Origin of the sequence: Paenibacillus sp. MAHUQ-63 (genome assembly GCF_028765165.1) — a bacterium.
Taxonomy (GTDB): domain Bacteria; phylum Bacillota; class Bacilli; order Paenibacillales; family NBRC-103111; genus Paenibacillus_E.
Genome location: NZ_JARADB010000001.1, coordinates 355,733 through 378,903, shown reverse-complemented (window position 1 = coordinate 378,903; position 23,171 = coordinate 355,733). Strand labels below are relative to the sequence as shown.

21 protein-coding genes and 1 other RNA gene are annotated in these 23,171 nt (G+C 50.4%); 14 read left to right on the top strand and 8 right to left on the bottom strand.

What is annotated here, in order from left to right; translation table 11 throughout:
* Window positions 1–43: 43 nt before the first annotated feature.
* Window positions 44–225, top strand: a non-coding RNA gene (gene ssrS / locus PUT07_RS01425) — 6S RNA.
* A gap of 63 nt (window positions 226–288) precedes the next feature.
* On the opposite strand, the gene xylB is transcribed toward ssrS, so the two are convergent.
* Together xylB and PUT07_RS01415 are read right to left on the bottom strand one after the other, a co-directional pair.
* Window positions 289–1,821 carry a xylulokinase gene (gene xylB / locus PUT07_RS01420; protein ID WP_274465948.1) on the bottom strand — a complete coding sequence of 511 codons (1,533 nt, stop codon included), beginning with the start codon at window positions 1,819–1,821 and terminating at the stop codon, window positions 289–291.
* 156 nt (window positions 1,822–1,977) lie between these two features.
* Entirely contained in the window at window positions 1,978–2,484 is a 507-nt protein-coding gene (locus PUT07_RS01415; RefSeq protein WP_274465946.1) for a GNAT family N-acetyltransferase, read from the bottom strand.
* 161 nt (window positions 2,485–2,645) lie between these two features.
* Between PUT07_RS01415 and PUT07_RS01410 the strand changes: the two genes are divergently transcribed.
* Window positions 2,646–3,995, top strand: coding sequence for an Nramp family divalent metal transporter (locus tag PUT07_RS01410; RefSeq protein ID WP_274465945.1), 1,350 nt, complete (start codon window positions 2,646–2,648; stop codon window positions 3,993–3,995).
* A 149-nt stretch (window positions 3,996–4,144) separates the two neighbouring features.
* Window positions 4,145–4,534: a DUF1499 domain-containing protein gene (locus PUT07_RS01405; RefSeq protein WP_274465944.1), complete on the top strand. Its 390-nt coding sequence runs from the start codon at window positions 4,145–4,147 to the stop codon at window positions 4,532–4,534.
* Window positions 4,535–4,582: 48 nt separating this feature from the next.
* On the opposite strand, the gene tpx is transcribed toward PUT07_RS01405, so the two are convergent.
* Complete coding sequence (gene tpx, locus PUT07_RS01400) at window positions 4,583–5,101, bottom strand: thiol peroxidase (protein WP_274465943.1); 519 nt, start codon at window positions 5,099–5,101, stop codon at window positions 4,583–4,585.
* A gap of 158 nt (window positions 5,102–5,259) precedes the next feature.
* On the opposite strand from tpx, the gene PUT07_RS01395 reads away from it, so the two are divergent.
* Complete coding sequence (locus PUT07_RS01395; RefSeq protein WP_274465941.1) at window positions 5,260–6,144, top strand: LysR family transcriptional regulator; 885 nt, start codon at window positions 5,260–5,262, stop codon at window positions 6,142–6,144.
* Between the two features lie 53 nt (window positions 6,145–6,197).
* On the opposite strand, the gene PUT07_RS01390 is transcribed toward PUT07_RS01395, so the two are convergent.
* Complete coding sequence (locus PUT07_RS01390) at window positions 6,198–6,890, bottom strand: zinc metallopeptidase (protein WP_274465940.1); 693 nt, start codon at window positions 6,888–6,890, stop codon at window positions 6,198–6,200.
* A gap of 21 nt (window positions 6,891–6,911) precedes the next feature.
* Window positions 6,912–7,352: a MerR family transcriptional regulator gene (locus PUT07_RS01385; RefSeq protein WP_274465939.1), complete on the bottom strand. Its 441-nt coding sequence runs from the start codon at window positions 7,350–7,352 to the stop codon at window positions 6,912–6,914.
* A gap of 306 nt (window positions 7,353–7,658) precedes the next feature.
* Between PUT07_RS01385 and PUT07_RS01380 the strand changes: the two genes are divergently transcribed.
* The 3 genes from PUT07_RS01380 to PUT07_RS01370 are packed head-to-tail and all read left to right on the top strand — an operon-like array spanning window position 7,659 to window position 10,941.
* Entirely contained in the window at window positions 7,659–9,044 is a 1,386-nt protein-coding gene (locus PUT07_RS01380) for an ammonium transporter (RefSeq protein WP_274465938.1), read from the top strand.
* A 38-nt stretch (window positions 9,045–9,082) separates the two neighbouring features.
* On the top strand, window positions 9,083–10,162 hold the full coding sequence (locus PUT07_RS01375; RefSeq protein ID WP_274465937.1) for a DUF294 nucleotidyltransferase-like domain-containing protein: 1,080 nt from the start codon (window positions 9,083–9,085) through the stop codon (window positions 10,160–10,162).
* 44 nt (window positions 10,163–10,206) lie between these two features.
* Window positions 10,207–10,941 (top strand): exonuclease domain-containing protein, encoded by a 735-nt coding sequence (locus PUT07_RS01370; protein ID WP_274465936.1) that lies wholly within the window; start codon window positions 10,207–10,209, stop codon window positions 10,939–10,941.
* On the opposite strand, the gene PUT07_RS01365 is transcribed toward PUT07_RS01370, so the two are convergent.
* Both PUT07_RS01365 and PUT07_RS01360 read right to left on the bottom strand, forming a co-directional pair.
* Window positions 10,935–11,366 (bottom strand): M67 family metallopeptidase, encoded by a 432-nt coding sequence (locus tag PUT07_RS01365; RefSeq protein ID WP_274465935.1) that lies wholly within the window; start codon window positions 11,364–11,366, stop codon window positions 10,935–10,937. The genes PUT07_RS01370 and PUT07_RS01365 overlap by 7 nt on opposite strands.
* 45 nt (window positions 11,367–11,411) lie before the next feature.
* Window positions 11,412–12,722, bottom strand: coding sequence for an MFS transporter (locus PUT07_RS01360; RefSeq protein WP_274465934.1), 1,311 nt, complete (start codon window positions 12,720–12,722; stop codon window positions 11,412–11,414).
* A gap of 135 nt (window positions 12,723–12,857) precedes the next feature.
* On the opposite strand from PUT07_RS01360, the gene PUT07_RS01355 reads away from it, so the two are divergent.
* Window positions 12,858–13,391, top strand: a complete 534-nt coding sequence (locus PUT07_RS01355; RefSeq protein WP_274465932.1) for a TlpA family protein disulfide reductase — start codon at window positions 12,858–12,860, stop codon at window positions 13,389–13,391.
* Window positions 13,392–13,446: 55 nt separating this feature from the next.
* Here PUT07_RS01355 and cimA read toward each other — a convergent pair whose 3' ends face one another.
* Window positions 13,447–15,066 carry a citramalate synthase gene (gene cimA / locus PUT07_RS01350; RefSeq protein ID WP_274465931.1) on the bottom strand — a complete coding sequence of 540 codons (1,620 nt, stop codon included), beginning with the start codon at window positions 15,064–15,066 and terminating at the stop codon, window positions 13,447–13,449.
* A gap of 213 nt (window positions 15,067–15,279) precedes the next feature.
* Between cimA and PUT07_RS01345 the strand changes: the two genes are divergently transcribed.
* From PUT07_RS01345 to PUT07_RS01320, 6 genes are all read left to right on the top strand, one after another.
* Entirely contained in the window at window positions 15,280–16,581 is a 1,302-nt protein-coding gene (locus tag PUT07_RS01345) for a DNA polymerase IV (protein WP_274465930.1), read from the top strand.
* A 9-nt stretch (window positions 16,582–16,590) separates the two neighbouring features.
* A complete protein-coding gene (gene mobB / locus PUT07_RS01340; RefSeq protein ID WP_274465929.1) occupies window positions 16,591–17,097 on the top strand; it encodes a molybdopterin-guanine dinucleotide biosynthesis protein B in 507 nt (168 codons plus the stop codon).
* A gap of 66 nt (window positions 17,098–17,163) precedes the next feature.
* Window positions 17,164–17,397 (top strand): ferredoxin, encoded by a 234-nt coding sequence (locus PUT07_RS01335; RefSeq protein WP_126141398.1) that lies wholly within the window; start codon window positions 17,164–17,166, stop codon window positions 17,395–17,397.
* A gap of 163 nt (window positions 17,398–17,560) precedes the next feature.
* Entirely contained in the window at window positions 17,561–19,408 is a 1,848-nt protein-coding gene (locus tag PUT07_RS01330) for an adenylate/guanylate cyclase domain-containing protein (RefSeq protein WP_274465928.1), read from the top strand.
* A gap of 26 nt (window positions 19,409–19,434) precedes the next feature.
* On the top strand, window positions 19,435–21,240 hold the full coding sequence (locus PUT07_RS01325; protein ID WP_274465926.1) for a FecR family protein: 1,806 nt from the start codon (window positions 19,435–19,437) through the stop codon (window positions 21,238–21,240).
* Window positions 21,241–21,266: 26 nt separating this feature from the next.
* Window positions 21,267–22,865, top strand: a complete 1,599-nt coding sequence (locus tag PUT07_RS01320) for a stalk domain-containing protein (RefSeq protein ID WP_274465925.1) — start codon at window positions 21,267–21,269, stop codon at window positions 22,863–22,865.
* Window positions 22,866–23,171 lie beyond the last annotated feature (306 nt).

Genomic DNA, 23,171 nt, shown 5'->3' with positions numbered 1-23,171 from the left:
AGTTGATCTTCAACCGGTACAGCACTATAATAAGAATACAAAAAGAATCCTGCGATGTTCGTAACGGTTTTAAGTTGTTTTAAACCAATGACTGTTTCTAGGGAGACCTATATCGAAGTGTGGCTGACATGCCCTCGAAAGGGGACCTCAAATACACTTCTGCGGACACCCACCTGCGAGAGCGGGTTTGAAGCACAGAAACCGGACGGCATATGCGGGTTTCTTTATGTCCACATGAATAAAGCGGTTGATCAGGAGGTTTCCTGTTCAACCGCTTTTTAGCGTTGATTATGCGTGACCGGCAAGGTCGCTTAATTGATGGAACGTATCTTTGAGCGTGCCGTATAAGCCGCGGTAAACCTGATAATAAGCCTCATACTGCTGCTGATTGGCGGCGATGGGCTCGACTCTGTCCGTGACCTGAATCCACTTCTCGCAGAGCGTTGTAATCTCTTCGCCAAGAACACCCGACGCCGCCATGATCGCTGCGCCGTATGCCGGGCCGTCTGTGGAGTTCACCGTCACGACCGGGATGCCGAAGATGTCGGCGATCATTTGCCGCCAGAACGGGCTTCTGGCGCCGCCGCCGTTCACGCGCAGTTCCGTCACTTCGACCCCGGACTCGCGAATCAATTGAAGCGAATCGCGAAGCCCGAAGGTGATGCCTTCGAGGACGGCACGCGTCAGGTGGGCTTTGCCGTGCCGCAGGTTCAGACCGATGAAAGCGCCGCGCGCTTTCGGGTCCGGGTGCGGCGTCCGCTCGCCGGACAGGTAAGGCAGGAACAGCAAGCCTTCGCTGCCAAGCGGCGCGGTGGAGGCTTCCGACGTCAGGATTTCATAGACGTCTTTGCCTTCCTGCTGCGCACGCTCCAGCTCCTCGTGCGCGAAGTGGTTGCGCCACCACTGGAACGAGCCTCCGGCGGCCAGCATAACCCCCATGCGGTGCCACTTGCCCGGCACACCGTGGCAGAACGAATGAAGCCGGTATGCTTCATCCACTTGATACGTGTCGTCGTGTACGAAGACGACACCGGACGTGCCGAGCGCCACGGACGCGATGCCTTGGCGGACGACGCCGACGCCGACAGCGCCGCAGGCTTGGTCGCCGCCGCCCGCTACGATCGGCGTCCCGGCGGTTAAGCCGGTGAGGCTGGCGGCTTCCGGCAGCAGGTGCCCGGCGACGTCGCCGGATTCAAACAGCGGCGGCAGCCACGCGAGCGGGATCTCCAGGCGCTCGGCGACGGTTTGCGACCAGCTGCGGTTCGCGACATCGAGCAGCAGCGTGCCGCTGGCGTCGGCCATGTCCATGCCGAACGCGCCCGTCAGGCGCAGCCTGACGTAGTCCTTCGGCAGCAGCAGGTGCCGAACGCGCGCGTAATTCTCCGGCTCGTGCTGCCGGAGCCAGATGACCTTGGGCGCTGTGAAGCCTGTCAGCGCCCGGTTGCCCGTCAGCCGGCCGAGTTCGGCTTCGCCGACGGTCGCCTCGATATATGCGCACTGCTCCGCGGTGCGCTGATCGCACCACAGCAGCGCAGGGCGGATCACCTGCTGCGCTTCATCGAGGAATACCGACCCGTGCATCTGGCCGGAGAAGCCGATACCGGCCACTTCGCTGCCAGTGATGCCGGTTTTGGCCAAGAGCGCACGGATTCCTTCGACCGTGCCGTTCCACCAATCCTCCGGATGCTGCTCAGCCCAGCCGGGATGAGGCTGCTGGAGCGGATATTCAACGCTGTGGCTGCCGACGACGGCGCCGGAATCATCGACCAGGATACACTTGACGGCAGATGTTCCTAAGTCCAAACCCATAAAATACGACATAATATTATCACCCTTTGTTGTTTATGATGGAATCTTGCGCTAATCTTTGTTTGTTTATTAAATATACAAAGATAATTCATTTATTATATTCGCAAGAAAAAGCGAAATTCCTTCTTCTTGCGCGGATGATTTTCGGCGTGCGGTTACAGCTTCTATTCATTTCCATATCAGATGCATCTCATGCCATTGAATTCCTCCGTGTTCAGAGGCGGATGGTGCGATGTATCGAAATCCTTGCTTTTCGTAAAATAAGATCAAATGCTCCTCGCACATAAGCACGATGCCTGCAAGTCCGTCTTCTCGGGCTCTCGCAATAATTTGCTCCAGTAATTGCGTAGCGATGCCTTGCCGCTGATAGCTCGGATGAACCGCAATCGTCAGCACACAGAAGTAACGTCCGTCAACAGCTTGGCTGACGCCTTGTTTAATGCTTTCATCGGCCAAATCCTTATGTTCGAGCTTCACCCCGTTCGTCACTCCGATGAGCTCTTGATGACCGTTGGAATCGGCTTCAGTCATGGCAACCAGGAAATAGCCGCCGAATACTTCCTTCCGCATCCGGAAGGCATCCAGGGTAGCGGCTGCTTGTGCGGGATAAACCATCGTTTCAATATGATAAGCCTCCAGCACTTCATGATCATTCGCAACAGGACGTATTTGCACGTCATCTCACTCCTTGATGTTAAGTTTTTCCCATGGGAAAATTTATTTCACCAGCACATAAGTGTTTACCTGTAGCATAGTATAGCGTTATATAGTATAATTCTAAACAAGAAGTTTCCTTAACACAACTTTATTGGTCCGATGAAAGAAGGGATTTAGATATGGAAGCTGCATACAAAGAGTCAGAGAAACCCGAACGCAAAGGTTGGAGACGAGATTCATCGATGCCCAGCCTGCCTGAAGTCCATCAGAGCATGCGCGTACCTAAGAAAGCCGGCTTCTTCCGGAAGCTGCTCGCTTTCGTCGGTCCCGGGTATCTGGTCGCCGTAGGATATATGGATCCGGGGAACTGGGCGACGGATTTGGCGGGCGGCTCGCAGTTCGGTTACACCTTGTTATCCGTTATTTTAATTTCTAATCTAATGGCAATACTGCTGCAAGCCCTGGCTGGGCGGTTGGGTATCGTGACAGGCCGCGACTTAGCGCAGGCTTGCCGGGATCACTATAGCAAACCCGTTTCTTTTGTCTTGTGGGTGCTGTGCGAGCTCGCTATTGCCGCTTGTGATCTGGCGGAAGTCATCGGCGCCGCGATCGCATTGAATTTGCTTTTTGGCATCCCGCTCGTGTATGGCGTTATTTTGACATCCGTCGACGTACTCTTAGTCCTTTTATTGCAAAAACGCGGTTTCCGCTATATTGAGGCGATGGTGATCAGCTTGATCGCCATTATTACAGGCTGTTTTATTATGGAACTGATATTCTCAAGACCCGATGTAGCGGCAGTCGCCTCCGGCTTCATTCCGAGAGCGGAGATCGTTACTAATCCTGCGATGCTCTATATTGCGCTCGGGATTCTTGGAGCAACGGTCATGCCGCACAACTTGTATTTGCATTCTTCGATTGTGCAGACGCGTAAAATCGAGCCGACGATCGAAGGAAAACGCGAAGCGATCAAATTCGCAACGATTGATTCAAGCTTTGCTTTAATGCTGGCTTTGTTCGTTAACGCAGCCATTCTTATCCTGTCTGCCGCCGCTTTTCATTCGGCGGGCCGTGAAGTTGCTGAGATACAGGATGCCTATCACCTGCTCGGGCCTATGCTCGGTACAGGCGCGGCCAGTATTTTATTCGCGGTTGCTTTGCTTGCTTCCGGCCAGAATTCCACGCTAACCGGTACGCTAGCCGGTCAGATCGTGATGGAGGGCTTCCTGAATATCAGGCTCACGCCATGGCTGCGCCGCTTGATTACGCGAATTATTGCCATCGTGCCAGCAGTCATTGTAATCGGTATTTACGGGGATAGCGGAGCTACGGATTTGCTTATTTTAAGCCAAGTGATTTTGTCGCTGCAGCTTTCTTTTGCCGTCATCCCGCTGGTGAAGTTCACTTCGGATCGTAAGAAGATGGGTGAGCTGGTAACCCCTAAGTGGATGATCGTGCTCAGTTGGTTCGTTGCCGTTCTGATTGCTGGGTTAAATGCTTATCTCTTATACAGCACATTTTTTGGCTAAATATAGGGTGTCAATCTGCCCCTTTCAATGAGGCTTATCCATTGATTTCATTTTCCCTCTTTTTCTTACGCCTAAACAATGGTAATATAGAGGACAGTGTAGAGATGGCAAGCGGTCTAAATGCACTTCATTGAAGGGGGAAAAGGCTTTTGCTTAAGAGAACTTTAATCGGATTACTTCGCAGTCACGAAACGACCGGAGATAAAGCCAAAGATCCTTTGCTTAAAACAAGATATTACAAGCTTCCTAAGGACCAAGTTTGGGAAGAAGTCACTGCCGTTCTGAAGAAAACACCGGGATATAAGCTGCTCCACGAAGTTCAAAATGTCGGCGAAATTTTGGCGGAACGCAAAACCATGACGGGACGCACGCAAGATGTCACGCTTACGTTGTTCGCGATTAATCCCGTGAAGACCGCAGTGGATATTTATTCGGCTTCCCGGGGATCTATGGGCGATCTGGGTTCCAACTACCGCACGATTATCGATATCTATAAACAATTAGACCGGAAGCTAGCTCAATATAAAACCGAACAATAATAAAAACAGCAGGGAAGCTAGGCCTCCTTGCTGTTTTATTTGTTTGGCTTACACTAATTTTTGTACAGCGTCAACGGCAGCTTCGTAGTTAGGGTGAGCTGTCATTTCGCCCAGGTACTCTACATATTGAACCGTATCGTTAGCATCGATTACGAAGATGGAGCGCATATCCAATTGAATTTCTTTAATCAATACGCCGTATGCTTCGCCGAACGATTTCGTTTTGTAGTCGGACAAAGTGATGACTTTGTCGATGCCGGCAGCTCCGCACCAACGGGATTGCGCGAATGGAAGATCCACGGAAATTGTCAGAACAACGACATTGTCGCCTAATTTCGCTGCTTCTTCGTTGAAGCGGCGAGTTTGTGCGTCACAAACGCCTGTATCCAAGGAAGGAACGACGGAGATCAGCTTAACTTTGCCTGCATAGTCTGCCAGGGATACTTGTGTCATCAAATCTTTGTTAACTGTGAAGTTAGGCGCTTTGTCACCTACTTTGATTTCGGGTCCTACCAGGGTGATTGGATTGCCTTTGAGTGTAGCAACACCAGTACGTTCTTGTGCCATGTGAACAGTTCCTCCTTTAATTTCCATCGATATAACAACTTACTTATTATAAGCTTTTTGCTCTAAGGTTGTCCAATTGATGCTGTGAGGCTATAATTTAATTGCATCAAGTTGCCGGATTCGTCATTATGAGAGATAAAGTCGGGGGATTTTACCAAGTGGAATTAAGACAATTGCAATATTTTGTGAAAGTTGCCCGCAAGCAGCACGTGACGCAGGCCGCAGAGGAAATGCATGTGGCGCAATCGGCTGTTTCGAGACAAATTCACTTGTTGGAACAAGAACTAGGCGTTAATTTGTTTGTTCAAAAAGGGCGAAATTTGCACCTTACTTCCGTAGGACATTTGTTCCTGAGCCGCATCGAAGGGATTTTAACGGATTTGGAGCGGGCGGTCGGGGAAATGCATGAGTTTCTCGATCCTGAAGCCGGTGAGATTCGTATCGGATTCCCGCATAGTCTTGTTATCAACTTGCTGCCGGCGGTGGTGGCGTCCTTCAAGAAGGATCACCCCAATGTGAAGTTCCGGCTGCGCCAAGGAACGTATACGTCGCTTATACGCGACGTGACCAGGGGAGAGATCGACCTCGCGTTCATTTCACCTTTCCCGGAGAAGCACGAGCATGTGACGGGGGAAATTTTACTGACCGAAGAGTTGTATGCGATCATACCGTCCAATCATATTTTGGCTGATTATACGTCCATTCGGCTCGAGCAGCTCAAGCACGAATCTTTCGTCATGTTCAGCGAAGAATACACGCTCCGCACGATTGTCATGGAAGCTTGTCTGAAGGCGGGATTCGTGCCGAAGATCGAGTTCGAAGGGGAAGAAACCGATACGATTCGCGGACTCGTTGCCGCGGGCATGGGGGTCAGCCTATTGCCGTCGATGGCGCTTATGGAAGGCGGACAGATGCAGCCGGCCAAAATCCGCGTTACGGATCCGCAGGTTACCCGTACGGTTGGGTTAATCAGCCGCAAGGGCGAGAAGCTGCCGCTGGTGGCTGAGGTGTTCAGGCGGTTCTTGCATGAATATTTCCAATAAAAAAAGCTCTCCGTGTCTGCGGGAAAGTCGCAGCATTGGAGAGCTTGTGTCGTTTAGTCGTCGCTATTGCGACCGGAGAAGATCATAATATACTTCAGCAGCTCAAGGACGGAGATAAGCGCGGCGGCAACATACGTAAGCGCTGCTGCGTTCAAGACCTTGGCTACGCCGCGTTCTTCTTGGTTGGAGATGAATCCCTCGGCGATCATCAAATCGCGGGCTCTGGAACTTGCGTTAAATTCGACCGGCAGCGTAACCAGCTGGAAAGCGACGGCGGCTGCGAAGAAAATAATGCCGAGTCCGAGAAGCCAAGGAATCTGTTGGAATATGAAGCCGGCAAGGATCAGCAGCGGCGCGACGCCGGATGCGAAATTGACGACCGGAAACATATAGTGCCTTGCTACAAGCATCGGATAATGGACCTTATGTTGAATGGCATGACCGACTTCGTGACAGGCGACGGAGACGGCCGATATGGAGCTCTGGTAGTAGACAGGCTCTGAGAGTCGTACTACACGGGCCATCGGGTCGTAGTGGTCGGTTAGCGTTCCTCGTACGGCTTCTACCGGAACATCGTAGAGCCCGTTGGCGTCGAGCATCCGTCTGGCCGCTTGCGCGCCGGTCATGCCGGAGTATACAGGAACGTTCGACCATTTGTTGAATGTTCCCCGAACTCGAAACGAAGCCCACAAAGAAAGAACGAACGCAATAATAATGAGAAAATCCATTGGGTGAAAAAAGAACATTGCACACGCCTCCGTAATTCGTTATGAGAACGGATTTTTACCTAGCAGGACGATTAGCGCTTCAATGCATGCCGCGGTTGGCTGCGTTAATACTCGGTAAAGCTTTTTGAGTTGATTCGGCTTCAGCTGCTGGATAATCGGATCAAGTTCCTTCGCTTCCTTCTTCAACTGTTCAAGATGAAGCTGGATCGATGTCAGCTTATCTCTCACTTCATCGTCTTGGGACACTTTGTTCCACTGCTGCAAGCTTGCTTTGATCTCCTCTAAGGTATACTTCTCGTTCTTCATAGATTCAATACGTTTAAGTCGATGCAAAGTTTCATCGCTATATAATCGGTAATTCGTATCGGATCTCTTCTCGGGTTCAATCAGATTCAGCTTGGTGTAGTAATCAATGGTTCGAGAACTGACGTCGGCAAGCTTTGCGAGTTCCCCGATCTTATATAGCTTCTCATTCCCCATATGTCATCCACCTCTACTTCAATTTCATGTCTTCGAATTTCTTCTACAGTAATGATAACTGATTCCAAACCGTACAGTCAAACGTGATGCTTGGACTAGTTGGTAAAAGTATCTGAGATAGAAATCTTAACATTTTAAATCGAATATGAATGAAAACACGAATTATGCCTGTTCGATGTCAGGTTATTTTTCGTTTTTTTCATTTTATTAACGAAAATCCTATTGTCAAACCCATATAACCTGTATATAATGACATTAAGAGTTGCATTGCATGTTATTTAATCTAACATTAAAGGAAGTGGTCGTATGGTAAAGAAATTGTTGTTAGCTTTTGGGGGCATGTCGATGTTGTTTCCTACTCTCGCATTCGCGGCGGATGAAGCGACAATTCCCCAATTGACAGGAGCAATCGATGCTGTTTGGGTCATGTTAGCCGCCATCTTAGTTATTTTCATGCAAGCGGGTTTTGCTTTATTGGAAGCAGGTTCTACCCGAATGAAAAATGCCGGTCACGTAGCCGGTAAAACAATCTTAACGTTCGGGATTTGTGCCATCGCCTTCTGGGCAGTAGGCTTCGGGTTCGCCTTCGGTGACGGCAATGCTTTCTTCGGAACGACAGGGTTCTTCGTAACCGGTTTGGAAGATCAAGCGGCCGCGTCGTTCAGCGCGCTTTCCTTCTCCGACGTGCCGATCGGCATTAAATTCTTGTTCCAATTAGCATTCGCGGGTGTATCCCTGGCGATTGCATGGGGCGGTTTCGCAGAAAGAGCGAAGCTTCCGGTTTACTTCATCTTCGGTATTTTGTTTACAGTTGTGATCTATCCGATCGTAGCTCACTGGGTGTGGGGCGGCGGCTGGTTGAGCAAGCTCGGCATGCAGGATTTCGCGGGCTCGACCGTTGTTCACTTGCAAGGTGCGACAGCAGCGCTTGTAGCCACCATCTTGTTGAAACCTCGTATTGGCAAATATAATAAAGATAAAACGCCAAACCTGATTCCTGGTCATAACCAAGTGTTGTCCGTACTCGGTGTTATCATTCTGTGGATCGGCTGGTTCGGCTTCAACCCGGGCAGTACGCTTAGCGCAATGGGCGACGGTTTCTTCGGATACATCGCTTTGACAACGAACATGGCTGCTGCGGCAGGCGGTGTTGCAGCGCTTGTGATCTCCTGGATGTACTTCGGCAAGGCGGATATTCCTAGTATGTTGAACGGTGTTCTTGCAGCGCTTGTTGCGATTACGGCAGCTTGTGCGTTCGTAGATACATGGGCGGCGATTGTTATTGGCGCAGTGGCAGGTATCGTTACATTCTTCACGGCGCAATGGTTTGAAAGAGCCGGTATCGACGATCCGATCTACGCTTTCTCCGTACACGGTATCGCAGGTATCTGGGGTACGCTTTCCACAGGCTTCTTCGCAACGCCTGAACTTTCGGCTAAAGTCGGGATCGGCGGCGCAGGCTTGTTCTACGGCGGCGGATTGCACCAATTAGGCGTTCAAGCGCTTGGCTTGTTCGGAGCTTTCGCATTCGTTCTCGTTCTTTCCTTCATTATCTTGGGAGTTCTGAAAGCTACAATCGGTCTTCGCGTTACGGAAGAAGAAGAAATCATTGGTCTGGACTTGTCTGAACATGGTTCCTACGGTTATCCGGAGCAAATGAAGAAAGCCGCTCAAAACGGCATGTCCGTTTAAAATCACATTACTTTCTACTTGAGCAAAGGGGATGCAACATGAAACATCTCTCAATGGAACAGATCCTGGAACGTATCTACCAATCGGAACAGTTCGATGAGATGCGGATAACCAGAGATCAGGTGCATGAGATGTTTCGGGAGCATCTCCTTTTCGCTCATGCGCCTGACATGAACCGCACCATCAACGCGATACACGACGCATTCATCCGGCGAACGATCGAACTGGCGGAACATATGCTGGAGGATGAAGGTCATGGCAAGCCGCCCGTGCCCTATGCTTTTATGTTATTCGGCAGCGGAGGACGAAGCGAGCAGACGCTTTGGAGCGATCAGGATAACGGTCTTATTTTCAGCGAAAGCACAGAGCATACTATGGAAGAAGTTGAAGATTATTTTGCGAAATTGGTAGATTGCACGCTGCGTGGTCTCGAAGCTTTGGGCTATCCGCCTTGCGAGGGGAATGTCGTATCCAGCAACAAGCAATGGCGCAAGCCGGCAGCGGAGTATAAGGCGATGCTGCTGCGATGGCTGCAGGAACCGGTGTGGGAAAATGTGCGTTATCTGCTCATCATGGCGGATATGCGCTGTATATATGGTTCGCCAGTGTTAGTGGAACAGCTCAATAAGACATTTCTTGATTATGTGAAACAGAATCCAGCTATTTTGAATCAGCTCTTATCCAATACGCTTCATCACAAAATATCGCTTGGTGTATTCGGGCAGTTGATTACCGAAAGATACGGCGAGGACGCAGGCGGCTTCGACATTAAATATGGCGCTTATATTCCTATCGTAAACGGCATTCGGCTGTTGGCGATCCAAGCGGGAATCACAAGCTCCTCAACGTTCGAAAGAATTGAACGGCTCAAAGCAAGCTCGTTCATTCCGGAGCGGCTGGCGGATGAATGGCGGGAAGCATTCGGCGTTGCGCTTAAGCTCCGAGATCTGACGCCGTTTCAGCTTGAAGGCGATCTATACACGACCCGCGGGAAGTTAGCGGCCGATCAATTATCCAAGGACATTAAGCTTGAGTTAAAACAATGTCTGCGCGCGGGGGTCGAGCTTCAGCGTTATGTGAAAAAGTCGATTGTTTCACATTTAGAGAGAAAAGGTTAGATAAATCGGATTGCATGTTTCCTGTGCTGGAGAGGTGAAATGGGATGAAGGATATGCGGCCGGCCGGACGTATGTGGCATTTGTACAAAATGGGGGGGCTTACTCCTGCCATCACTTCCATGTTTGATGTGCAAAGTGCTCAGCAGATGGCTTTTATTCGCTCCATGTTGAAAGAACAGCGGAAAGATTCCCTGTTTGAAATACCGCTGCACTCTATAGAAATTGTCGTTTTTGATTTGGAAACGACGGGGTTTTCACCTTATAACGGCGATGAAATTATTTCTTTCGGCGGCGTCTCCGTCATTGGCGGTGACATTCAAAGAGATCACACCTTCTATAGTATGGTGAATCCGAAGCGTAAAATCCCGGACGACATCGTTGAATTGACAGGCATAACGAATGAAATGGCCGCGGATGCGCCTGAACTGATCGGTGTGCTCAGCGATTTCCTCGAGTTCGTTCAGCAGCGGATTTTGGTGGCTCATGCAACCGGGCATGACAAAAACTTTTTGAATTCGGCGCTTTGGCGGACGTCCAAAGTCAGCTTGTCGCATCGCGTGCTCGACACGATGATGATTGCCAAATGGCTGATGCCGAAACGGAAAGACTTGAGCTTGGATGCGCTGCTTCATGCTTATGAGATTCCGATTACGCAACGCCATCACGCCCTGGAAGATTCCTTGATGACGGCGCAGCTGTGGTCCAGGTTCATGGAAGAGATCAAAGCAAGGAATGTAGATACATTAGGGGATTTGTACGCTTTATTAAGCCATCATTGATCGATTGCAAACGCGAGTTTGTGATACGTGGTCGATGTGGCTTTTTTTATTTGGAACAGCTGAAGGTCCGGCTTGTGCGGCTGCTGCAAGGATAAGATCCAATAGCTTGGGAGGGAGTGCCAGAGCGTTTGCAGATCCTCCTGAGACGGGATGGCGGGAGCTGCAGGATGCGAGTGAAACAACCCGATGACCGGATGCTTGCGATCCATGAGGTAAGGAAGGAGCTCTGCAGGGTTTAATTCAAAATGCCGCTGCGGGTTGGCGGCATGGTTGGTTAAAGGGGCGAAACGTTGGGCGCGAAGGGTTGTTGCATGCCGCCTTGGTTCTGATTCACCAAGCAGGAGGCCGCAAGCTTCTTCGGGCAGCATTTGCAAGCTGTGGGAAAGCAGATGCTCGTATAGTTCTTTCTTAAATTGCACGATCATCTGCATCCCCCCAATTTGCGCAACATTCGTTTGAAGGTTAGTATATCATGCTTTCTGGACCATTTGCTTATCCGGTTTAATGAAGAAGAAAACGAGACCCAGCATGAGCAGCGCCAAAGCTGAAACGGTAATGAATAAAGTTTTGTGCGACATGTTCATCAGCCAACCGAATAAAGGCGGCCCTAAAGCCACGCCAATGAAACGCAGGCTGTTGTATAGCGATGTGATCATACCCCGTTGGTCGCGTTCGACGGAACCGGTAATCATGGTGTTCAAACAAGGAAGCAGAAGGCCTGTTCCAATACCGCTGAGAGAAAGCAAGCCGATGAAGACGTATAGATTGGTGTTCAGAAAGATGGCGAGCGTTAATGAAATCGTCATGATGACCAGCCCGATATTCATCAACCAGCGCATCAGGGTGCCGTTTTGTTTGATCTTCGCGCCTGTGGTGTAGGAGGTGATGACCATGCATAGCAATGGAATCGCCAGCACAAGACCTTTGCGAACGCCGTCGATGTTGTACGGCTTCTCCTCTAATATTTGCGACAAATAAAAGAGTACGCCGAAAAGGATGAACAGTGTGATGGATCCCGCGAAAAAGGCGGGGATGAGCCAGTGCCCTTTTTGCTTCATAATATCTCGAATATGCCCCAGGTAGACACCGAGCGGATCGGCCTTCTTCTTGTTGGGGGGCTCCTTGATCATGAAGATGACGGCGAGCAGGGCAAGCAGGCAGAACACAGGGAAGGCGAAGAATGGCGCGTACCAGACGATCATGGCGATCAAGGAGCCCAAGATTGGAGACACAACTTTGCCGGTACCGTTGGAAGCTTCGATCAATCCTAATGCTTTACTTGCTTCCCCTCCCTTGTAGAGGTCGCCGACTAACGCCATTGCGATAGGGGCTGTTCCGGCCGCTCCAAGGCCTTGTATGGCTCTGGCGATGATAAGGATGGTGTAGGAGTTCCACACCGCCCCGAAGCCTGCCAGGATGCCTGCAGCGCCATAGATGATGAGTGATGGAATGATGACGGCCTTCCGTGTGAATCGATCCGACAAATAGCCGGAGACGGGAATGACGATGCCTGCTGCGATGGAGAACAAGGTGATAACGAGCGAGCTTTGGAAACGGGAGATGCCCATTTTGTCTTGAAGATCCGGCAAGATCGGGACCAGCATGGAGTTGCCCAGCACGAGCACCAAGGGAATCGTTGCAATGGCGATGTATTGCCAAACGGACCCATTGCCGGATGATTCTTTGGAATTCGGCTTATTAGAAGAATTAGTGCTGTTATGGCTGGTCCAGTTATTGGAGCCGCTTTTGAATTTTTTCTTAGCTGTGGCTGCTTTGTTCACCTGTTGGCTTCCTTTCCATGTGTTTGTCAGACCTTACTTTTCCCCATTGAGGGGAAAGCATACTTGGGAACAACCGATGTTGGAAATTTCGGCGAATTGGAGATAATATAGACAGAGTGGAGGTGAACAGGCATTTTGAAGAAAAATGTAATTGTGATCGCTTTGGTCCTTGTGTTGGCAGGGATTGCGATCTATCAAAACGCCCAGCGCGAGAATAAGCAAACTCTTATGCCTACCGAACAGGCGCCCCAGGTGAATTATTTGGCGCCATCCTTCACGTTGACAGGACTTGACGGTAAGACATACTCGATCGGCGGTCCCCGAGAGAAGCCGCTGCTCGTGAATTTCTGGGCTTCCTGGTGCGGTCCGTGCGAGGAAGAAGCGCCGGATCTGGTGAATGTGTATAACAAATATCAGGGGCAATTCGATCTTTATGCGGTGAACGTAACGCCTGGAGATAAAATGGAGAATATTAAGAAGTTCGTGGACACTTATAAATACCCTTTCCCGGTGCTGCTTGACAAACAAGGTACGAATGCGGATGCCTATCGTGTCTTGGCGATTCCGACGAGCTTCCTGATTGATCGGAACGGAGTCGTTCGCGAAGTTATCCACGTCGTATCGCCCAAAGAATTGGATAAAAAGATTGCCGGGCTTATCAAGGGATAAACAAGAAAAGCTGCAGATCGGCCCGAGAACGGGCTGATTTGCAGCTTTTGGCTTATTAGTGGTTGACGAGACCGAGGCGCTCGTTCTGGTCTTTGTTCGCCGGCTCGACGCGCTGTCTGCCAATGAGGGCGTAGCGCAAGCTGTCCACCAGTGCGTACCAGCTTGCTTCGATGATGTTGCTGGATACGCCGAGCGTGTTCCAGGTTGAATTGAAATCCGTCGTCTCCATCAAGACGCGGACCTTGCCTGCGGTGGCGTCTTTCTCGTCGAGGACGCGAACCTTATAATCGGACAAGTGAATGTTCTTGATGTCCGGATAGTACTGAATCAGTGCTTTGCGCAGCGCATTGTCCAAAGCGTTGACGGGGCCGTTGCCTTCCGCCGCGGTATAGATCGTCTCTCCGTGCACTTTCACTTTGACGATTGCTTCCGAAACGACGGATTGGTTCGCCGATTTCTCTACCAGCATTTTGAACGATTCCAGGGTGAAAATCTCTTCGAGCCCTTCGATAGCTTCGCGAAGCAGCAGCTCCAGCGTCGCATCCGCGCCTTCGAATTGGTAGCCTTGGTGCTCGAGATCCTTGATTTTCTCGATGACTTCTTTGGTCTTCTGGTGCTCTTTGTTGAAGTCGAGATTCAGCTCTTGCGCTTTCACCAGCACGTTGCTTTGTCCGGCCAATTCGGAGACGAGGACGCGCTGTTTGTTGCCGACCAGCTCCGGCTTGGTATGCTCATAAGTGCTGGCATCCTTGAGGATCGCAGAGACGTGAATGCCGCCTTTGTGCGCGAATGCCGCGTTGCCGACATAAGGCTGATTGTTCGGCATATGCATGTTGGCGATCTCGCTGATATAACGGGAAACCGGCGTTAGGGTCGCCAATTGTTCCTCCGTGATGACGTGATAGCCGAGCTTCAATTGCAGATTCGGGATGATGGAGCTCAAATTCGCGTTGCCGCAGCGCTCGCCGTATCCGTTAATCGTACCCTGAACTTGTCCGGCACCTGCTTGCACCGCAGCCAGAGAGTTGGCGACACCTAATTCGCAATCATTATGCGCATGGATGCCTACAGGCGTCTTCACATGCTGCTTGACGGCTGTCACGATCGCGGTGACTTCGCCGGGAAGCGAGCCGCCGTTCGTGTCGCACAGCACAATCCAATCCGCTCCCGCATCCTGTGCTTTGGTGATCGTTTGCAGCGCGTAGTCCGGATTATTTTTGTAACCGTCGAAGAAATGCTCCGCATCATAAATGACTTCAAGTCCGCAGCTTTTCAAATAGTGCACGGAGTCGTAAATCATCGCCAAATTCTCTTCGAGTGTCGTCTGGATCGCGGTATGTACGTGGAAATCCCACGACTTCCCGAAAATCGTCGCGACTTGAACGCCCGATTCCACAAGTCTATTCAAATTGATGTCTTCCGAAGCGACGGAATCCTTGCGTCTTGTACTTCCGAAAGCCGTAATCTTTGCGTTGTTGAACTTCATGTCGCGGACACGCTCAAAGAATTCGATATCTTTGCTGTTGCTGCCCGGCCATCCGCCTTCAATATAATGAACCCCGAGCTCGTCGAGCTTGCGGGCGATTTTGATTTTATCCTCAACCGATAGGCTGATGCCTTCTCCCTGAGTTCCGTCCCTTAATGTAGTATCGAAGATTTTGACTGATGTTGACATGGCTTCCTCCTTCAAAAGCTAGCAAAGTGACTTAGTTGCTTGTGTACGGGTGAATATGCTTGCTTTAAAGCGCTAATGTATAATTTACGATTATACCATAATACAACGGATAAAGTCATCATATCGCAAAAATGCGTTTGCTTGAATCTTTATTTTTTTGTATGCTGAAAATGGCTTTCACACTTGTTTTTGGTTCTAGGAGGGGAATGTGAAATGGTGACGGTGGAGCATCATTATCCCAAGTCGGGGAGAGTCATTTTGCATATCGATATGAACGCCTTCTATTGCTCGGTACATGAAGCTGTGGAGCCGGAAACGTATAAAGGAAAGCCCATTGCGGTCGCAGGCAGCGTCGAGCTGCGCAAAGGCATTATCGTGACTTCATCTTATGTGGCGCGCGCGCTTGGGATCAAGACAGGCATGCAGGTCAGGCAGGCGCTGAAAATATGCCCCGATTTGATCCTCATCCGCCCGGATTTCGAGCTGTATCGCAGCTTCTCCCGGCGGTTCATGCAAATTGCCTACAGCTATTCGCCGATGGTCGAATCCATGTCGATCGATGAATGCTTCGTCGATATTACAGGATCCAAGCAGTTCGGTACGCCTGTGGATATTGCGAATGCAATACAACAAAGAATTATGAAAGAGCTCCAGCTGCCCTGCTCCATCGGCATTGCGCCTAATAAGCTGCTGGCCAAGATGGGCTCCGATATGAAAAAGCCTAACGGCATTTCGGTCCTGCGCTTGCGGGATGTGCCGGGGATGTTATGGGATAAACCGTGCAATTATTTATTTGGCATCGGGAAGAAAACGGCGGATAAGCTTACGAGGCTCGGGATTCATACGCTAGGTCAGCTGGCGGCCGGCGACGAGGCTTTATTATCGAAGCATTTCGGCGTACTAGGTCCTCATCTGAAGCGGGCGGCGAACGGTATCGATCATGCTCCCGTCAATCCGGAACAAGAACAGAGCAAGTCGATCGGACACACAACTACGCTGCCGCGGGATTATATAGAAAGAAAAGACGTTCACCGCGTATTTCTGAATCTTGCCGATCAGGTGGCCAGAAGACTGCGCAAGCAGGAATTGATGGCCTCTACGATTCAAATCACGATTCGGGATCCGGAGATGCGAACGATTACGAGATCCGTAACGCTTCCTACACCTACGGAGCACATGGACGATATTTATAAAACCTCGTGTCAACTGTACGATCATCAGTGGGAAGAGGGGAACCCGGTAAGGCTGCTGGGCATTACCCTGCAAAATCTGACGAGCAAGGAAGAGACGTTCGTTCAGCTCGATTTATTTGACTACGAGAAACAGCCCAAACGCGAGAACTTGAATAAGATCATGGATGAGCTCCGGGATAAATTCGGCGAGAATGCGATTCTGACCGCCGGGATGATGAGTGACGATCCTTCCGCACTCATCCGCAATCACAGGGCAAGAGGGACTTCCTTGCAAATGGACCATTTGAGGAACAACCCCCTTCATCAAGAAGAGGAGAAGTGAGGGCAGCTTATGGCGCATTGCATCGGCTTTGCGGGGTACTCGAACAGCGGCAAGACAACGTTAATCGCTAAGCTCGTCGTTGAGATGAAGCGGCGCAACAAACGGGTTGTGGTTATGAAACATGACGCGCATGGACATTATAAAGAAGCGTCAGGAGCGGATTCAACTATTTTCGCCGAGTCCGGGGCCGATGCGGTTGTGACCTTATCCCCGGGTGGGGTTCACGTCTACGAAAGGAAGCAGCAGCCCGATCTGCAAGAGCAGGTCCGCGCATGGAATCATTTGGATTATGTTTTTGTTGAAGGTTTTAAAAGGGAAAAGCATCCAAAGATCGCGATTTTCCGTACAATAGAGCAGAGAGGAATTGTTCATGTTCTAGAGCCGGAGCCTATCGCGATTGCCACCGATCTGGAAGCGGAAGGAATGGCTGGTTTGGCTTATCCGATTTTTGATGTAAACGACGCTTCTGCTCTGGCCGACTTTATTCAGAGGTATTTTGAGGGAGATCAATATTAAGGTTTGAACTTTGTCCTCATTTATATTATATTTTACAATGAGGATAATTCGAGGAGGAGTAGAATCATGGCAAAGTATACATTCGTTGATAAAGATACTTGCATCGCTTGTGGCGCTTGCGGAGCTACAGCACCAGACATCTATGATTACGATGATGAAGGCTTGGCGGAAGTGATTTTTGATGGAGACGGCAACAAAGGGGTAACTGAAATCCCTGAAGATCTGTACGATGATCTGCAGGATGCACAAGATGGCTGCCCAACAGACTCCATCAAAGTTGCGGATTCACCTTTTAACTAATCATACCTTATTCGTAGAGGCGATCTGCGAAATGTCGAAAAAGCTCAGTTCCTGACCGGGAACTGAGCTTTTTTTTGCTACAATTTGTATATAAATGTAAGAATTCATTGCCATTTGTCTACCTCCATCTTACAATGAATCTAGTAGGTATAAGGAGGTTCATATGGGTAAAAAGAAGTGGATCAAGACGGTAGTGGCAGGACTTTTGATTATGCTGCTATCGACATATTTCTACACGGTCAACTCGAGCGGTTTGTTTTATTTTGTGGAAGGGCCTCTGCAGGATGTTTTGCGCAAGGCGAAGTCCGTAGAAGAACGCCAGCCCGAAGACCGAATCAAAATCGTCAAGATTGATGAGAAATCTCTGAAAGCGATCGGTAAGTTCCCGTGGGACCGTTCGATATATGCGCAATTGATCGAGAAGCTGGAACAATCCGGTGCGGCGGCGATCGGCATCGACGTGGTCTTGGCCGAACCTTCCAAAAACCCCTCAGACGATAAGGCATTGGCTGATGTGATGGCCAAATACGATAATGTCATCTTGCCCATACAAATTAACTATCCCTCCAAGCAGCAGCAGGCAGGAGATCTGGTGCCTGACAAAATCGATTACCCGACATCGACAATAACGACCGACCGGCAGCAGATGGCGCATATCAATGTGTTCGTCGACAAAGACGGCAAAGCGCGCAAGCTGCCCGTTGGACTGCCGGATGAGAACGGGACTTACATACCTGCATTCAGTGTCGCTCTGGCGAATCTAGTACTGGATGACCACGAGAGAATCAAGAGAGATGACACGACGGGAGCATGGAAGCGCGGAAATGTCGTCATGCCAACCAATGAGAGAAACCAAGTGACGACAGAGTTTTTCACACTGCCCAGGCAGAAGGTGGATGCGACCTCCGGTTATGAGATGCTTTCGTTCGTGGATGTGATGAACAGCAAAAATCCTTTGCCTCTGCAGGGCAGCATCGTGTTGGTAGGGCCTTTCGTCACGGCCATGCAGGATGAATATCCGACGCCGATTTCTTCGGTCAAAATGTTCGGAATCGAAATCCATGCCAATATGATTCAAACACTGCTGGAGAGCAAGTTTTACCAAGATTCGAGTAAGCCTGTAGGGATTGGCTTGATTTTGCTTATTTCGCTGCTTGCTATTTTCTTATTTGAGAGATTCAGAGGAAAGACCGCGCTGTTCATTTTCATCGGCATCTTTGTGCTGTATGGCGGCGTTTGGTTAACGTTCTATATCGCGGGCTCTACGTTCGCGCCGCTTGTTTATCCGCAGTTTGCCCTTGTTTTAATTTACATATGGTCGCTTGTCAGTCATTACTTAGAAGAACGCAAGGAAAGAAACCGGGTCACGGGGATTTTCGGACGCTTCGTATCCAAATCCGTTGTCGATGAACTGCTGCAATCCGGTGAAGATGTGAAGCTCGGCGGAAGCCGGAAGGACATTTCGCTTATTTTCGTCGATATCCGCGGGTTTACGCCTATGTCTGAGCGGCTTGAGCCCGAGCAGGTCATTCAAGTGTTGAACGAATATTTGGATGTATGTACGAAGGCGATTTTCAAATTTAACGGAACGCTCGACAAATTCATTGGGGACGGCGTGATGGCGATGTTCGGCGCTCCGATTGAATATGAGAACCATCCGGAGATGGCCGTTCGGGCTGCGATCGAAATGAAATCCCAGGCGAACATTTTGGAGCAGAAGCTGATTGAGAAATATGGGATCGGCGTGAAATTCGGTCTCGGCATTAACAGCGGACCTGCTGTTGTCGGCAACATCGGATCCGAGGACTTACGCTTGGATTATACCGCTATCGGCGACACGGTGAATTTGTCTGCGCGTTTGGAATCCAATGCCAAGCCGGGCCAAATTCTCATTAGCGAGCAAACCTATGAAAGGGTCAAGCATCTTTTCGTCATAGAATCGATAGGTGAAATTAAGGTCAAAGGCAAAGAAAAGCCCGTTGCTGTCTACGAAGTGATCGGGAATCTGTAAGAATGAAAATTGGGGAGGAATTCGGAGTGGAAGTTTCCAAGAAATCATTTGTCTCATTATGCTTAAGCTTGTGTTTGGTCGTCAGCTTGATTTCCGGGCTGTTCGCAAGTCCGGCGGATGCCAAAACGGTGCGGGTGGCCGTCATTGCTTCGTTATCCGGGGATGTCACCGTGAAGAAAGGCGGAGGCTCCAAATCGTACGACGCTTACGAGAGTATGAGCTTGAATCAAGGGGATACCGTGTATACGGGGTCCGGTTCGTCGGTTACTTTGAATTTGAGCAGCGGGGATGCGGATGTAACGCTAGGCGAGAATGCGGAAATCAACGTATCCGATCTCAATTCGTCCGATGGAAACAAAAAGTCCAAGCTGAAGGTTTGGGCGGGCTCCATGTGGGTCAAAGTCAAATCGCTGGCCGGATCGAACGATGAATTTGAAGTAGAAACGCCAACGGCAGTAATGGGCGTACGTGGAACGCAGTTTTTCGTTTCCGTCGATCCGAAAACAGGGGCTATCAAAATGGCGGTCGGGGCAGGTAAAGTATCTGCATCTACAGTAACGACTGGCACTGACAACGAACAGCATACCACGATTACTTATTTGTATCCGACGCAGCAGATTGAGCTGGATTCCCGGGATGAAACGGACGATCTTGCGCTGAAAGTGGATTTCCTGGATCTGGAGGATTTCGTGGCACAGGCTTCCCCGGAAGTCATCAAAGCATTCATCCTGAATAAAGCGGAGATTGACAAAGAGAACGATGAATTTATTGAGAAGAAGAAGCAGGAATTAAGCCAAGGCATCGTCACCGAAGATGGGAACCTTGTTATCAAAAGCTTGGAAGAGCTGAACAAGGTGCAGCAAAATTTCGATAACTTGGTCGGCAATATCGCCAAAAAAGCGCTGTCAGAAAATAAAATCGATAAATCGGACATGGATAAAGTCATCAATGAAGCGAATAAGAAAATTGCGCTGGATAACAGGAAGTTAGATTTAGGTAAAGTCAAAGAGTTGGACAAGACGGCGGGAGTCGATCCTGAGAAAGAGAAAGCGAAGCAGGAGCAGCTGAAAAAGCTGGAAGCTGCGAAGCTCAAAAATAAGCTGGAGCGCGAGAAGAAGGAAGCTGAGTTGAAAAAGCAGCTGGAAGCGATGCTTAAGCTGCTCGAGGAGCAGAATAAGAAGCAGCTGGAAGCGGTGAAGGCAGCCGAAGAGAAGGCGAAGCAAGACGCTTTGAAGAATCTGAATCAAACTACGACTGGGAATCAGCCTCAGACGAATCCGGGGAGCGGCGGTTCGGACTCTGGCAGCGGTAATCCCGGCAGTGGTAACCCAGGCGGAGGGGATCCAGGAACGCCGCCGGCACCGGTGCCTGCCGTGAGTTTGCAAGCTGCGATGGCTGGAACTAGTGATACACCGAATAAATACAATTTGGATATCCTTATGAGCAATTTCAAAGATACCAAAAATATTTATGCCGTAGAAGTTCATTTGCTGTATGGCGATAATACGTTCTATAGCGACGACATGCCGTTCATTAACGGCTCAATCTTCGGTAGAGACAGCAGCACTAATTATGCGGATTATATCAAAGAATACGAAGGTACTGAGCAGAAAGAATTAGTATATACGGTCACTAACTTCGGCAATGCAGGCAATATCGATGTAAAAGATTCCCAAAAGCTGGTTACGATTCCGCTGCGTGGTTTCGGGCAACAAGCGATATCGGTAGGCAAAATTGTCATTGTCCGCAAAGACGGGACATCGGTACAAACGATTCCGTTCTCCGAAACCAGCATTGAGCCGGTGACGTTGAATATTGATATGGGCGTTTAATCTATAGATAGGAAAAGGAGATAGCAATGAAACCTTTCAAACATATTCTCGTTTCTTCCCTTGCGGCAGCTGCTTTAATGGGAGGGTCGTCCGCTTGGGCGGCAGGCTTATCGGGAGATGCGCTGCGTTCGGATAGCGGGCGCATACTTGCCGATGTTACGACATTGGCCGGGATCGGCGACTTCGAAGATGTGAACGGCGACGCCTTGAAGGCCGGTTTCCGCGCGCCAGGCAGCACGCTGCAGCTGCCGGACGGCAGCATTCTGATCGCGGACACCCGCAACCACCTCATTCGCCGATTGGCAGACGGCCAAGTGACGACGTTCGCTGGCCCTGAAGTCGTGGTGACCAAGAATGCGCAAGGATTCCCGACAGGGGGGCTTCTGGACGGCAAAGCGTCTCAAGCGTTCTTCAACGCGCCGAAGGGCTTGGCTGTCGATGGCCAAGGGAATGTATATGTCGCCGATTCCGGGAATAACGCCATTCGGAAAATAGACGCTGCGGGCCAAGTGACGACCTTGGCAGGTAACGGCGTGCCGGGCAATAAGGACGGCCAAGGGGCGGCAGCCAGCTTCAACCATCCGAGCGATGTGGCCGTAACGGCGGATGGAACCGTCTATGTTGCCGATTCGCTCAACCATGTGATTCGCAAGATTACGGCGAACGGCACGGTTACTACGCTGAGTGCGCCTGCGAACCGCGCCGTGCGGCTTACGCCGGGCGAGGCGTCATTCGCAGGAGAATTCCGAGATGGCGCATTAAGCGCAGCGAAATTCAATGAGCCCTCCGGTCTCGTGCTGGATGGCAAAGGTAATCTCTATGTAAGCGATACGGGCAACCAGCTGATTCGCTACGTTGATTTGCAGGCTGGCACCGTGAAGACCGTCGCCGGTTCTTCCCAAGCGTATGGCGCTAACGAATTATACGCGGCCGGAGACTATGCGGATGGCGAGGCGGCGAAGGCGAAGTTCGACTTCCCCAAAGGGCTCGCAGTGACAGCCGAAGGCGGCGTCTTGATCGCGGACAGTTTGAATCATGCCGTTCGCTATTTGTTCGACGGCAAGGTTACGACGATTGCCGGGACCGTTCAGACGGGGGAGGCGGACGGTGTCGAGCGTGCAGCGCAGTTCTATAGCCCGGAAGACGTGCTTGTGACCGAACAAGGCAATATCGTCGTGGCGGATGCCTCGAACAACAAAGTGCGCAAAATAGCGCCATATCAGCTTCCTGCCGGCCTGGCCAAAGAGGGAATTAAGGTCGTTCACGGCAGCCAAGCGATCGCTTTCGACGCACAACCGGAGCTTTCAGATGGACGGACGATGGTTCCCGTTCGTGCGATCAGCGAGACGTTCGGCTATGAAGTGAAATATGACGAGCTGGACGGCCGCAAAGTGGTACAGCTGGTCAAAGGGGATACAACCGTAGAATTGGCTATCGGGGAAACAGGCGTCGTGCTCAAGCAAGCCGGGAAGGCTGACGTGAAGCAGGCTACGGACGCTTCGCCTTATGTGAAGCAGGACCGCACTTATGTGCCGATTCGCTTCTTCGCCGAGCAAATTGGCTTGGACGTGCAGTGGGATGCCGGCACACAGACGGCAATTGTGCGTACGAAAACATATAAGTAATAAATGAGCTTGGCAAGGGGAACCTTGTCAGGCTTTATTTTATTGGGGCAGGCTTTTCTGCCCCGCAAGCTCCCACGTCGTACGTCCATCGGCGCAAGGGAAATACAGTGCGCTATTTCGCCGAAAACCATCCATTCTGCGAACGAAGAGGAAATACGGTTCGCTATTAAGTGGTTTTTCGCAGAAATTGAAGGCACAACTGCGAGATAGCGAATCGTATTTCCGCATCTTCCCCCAAAGAGCCCTCTTAGGGCTAAATAACGCATCGTATTTCCGCTAACCTACTGGTGAGTGGTGCGGTGTACC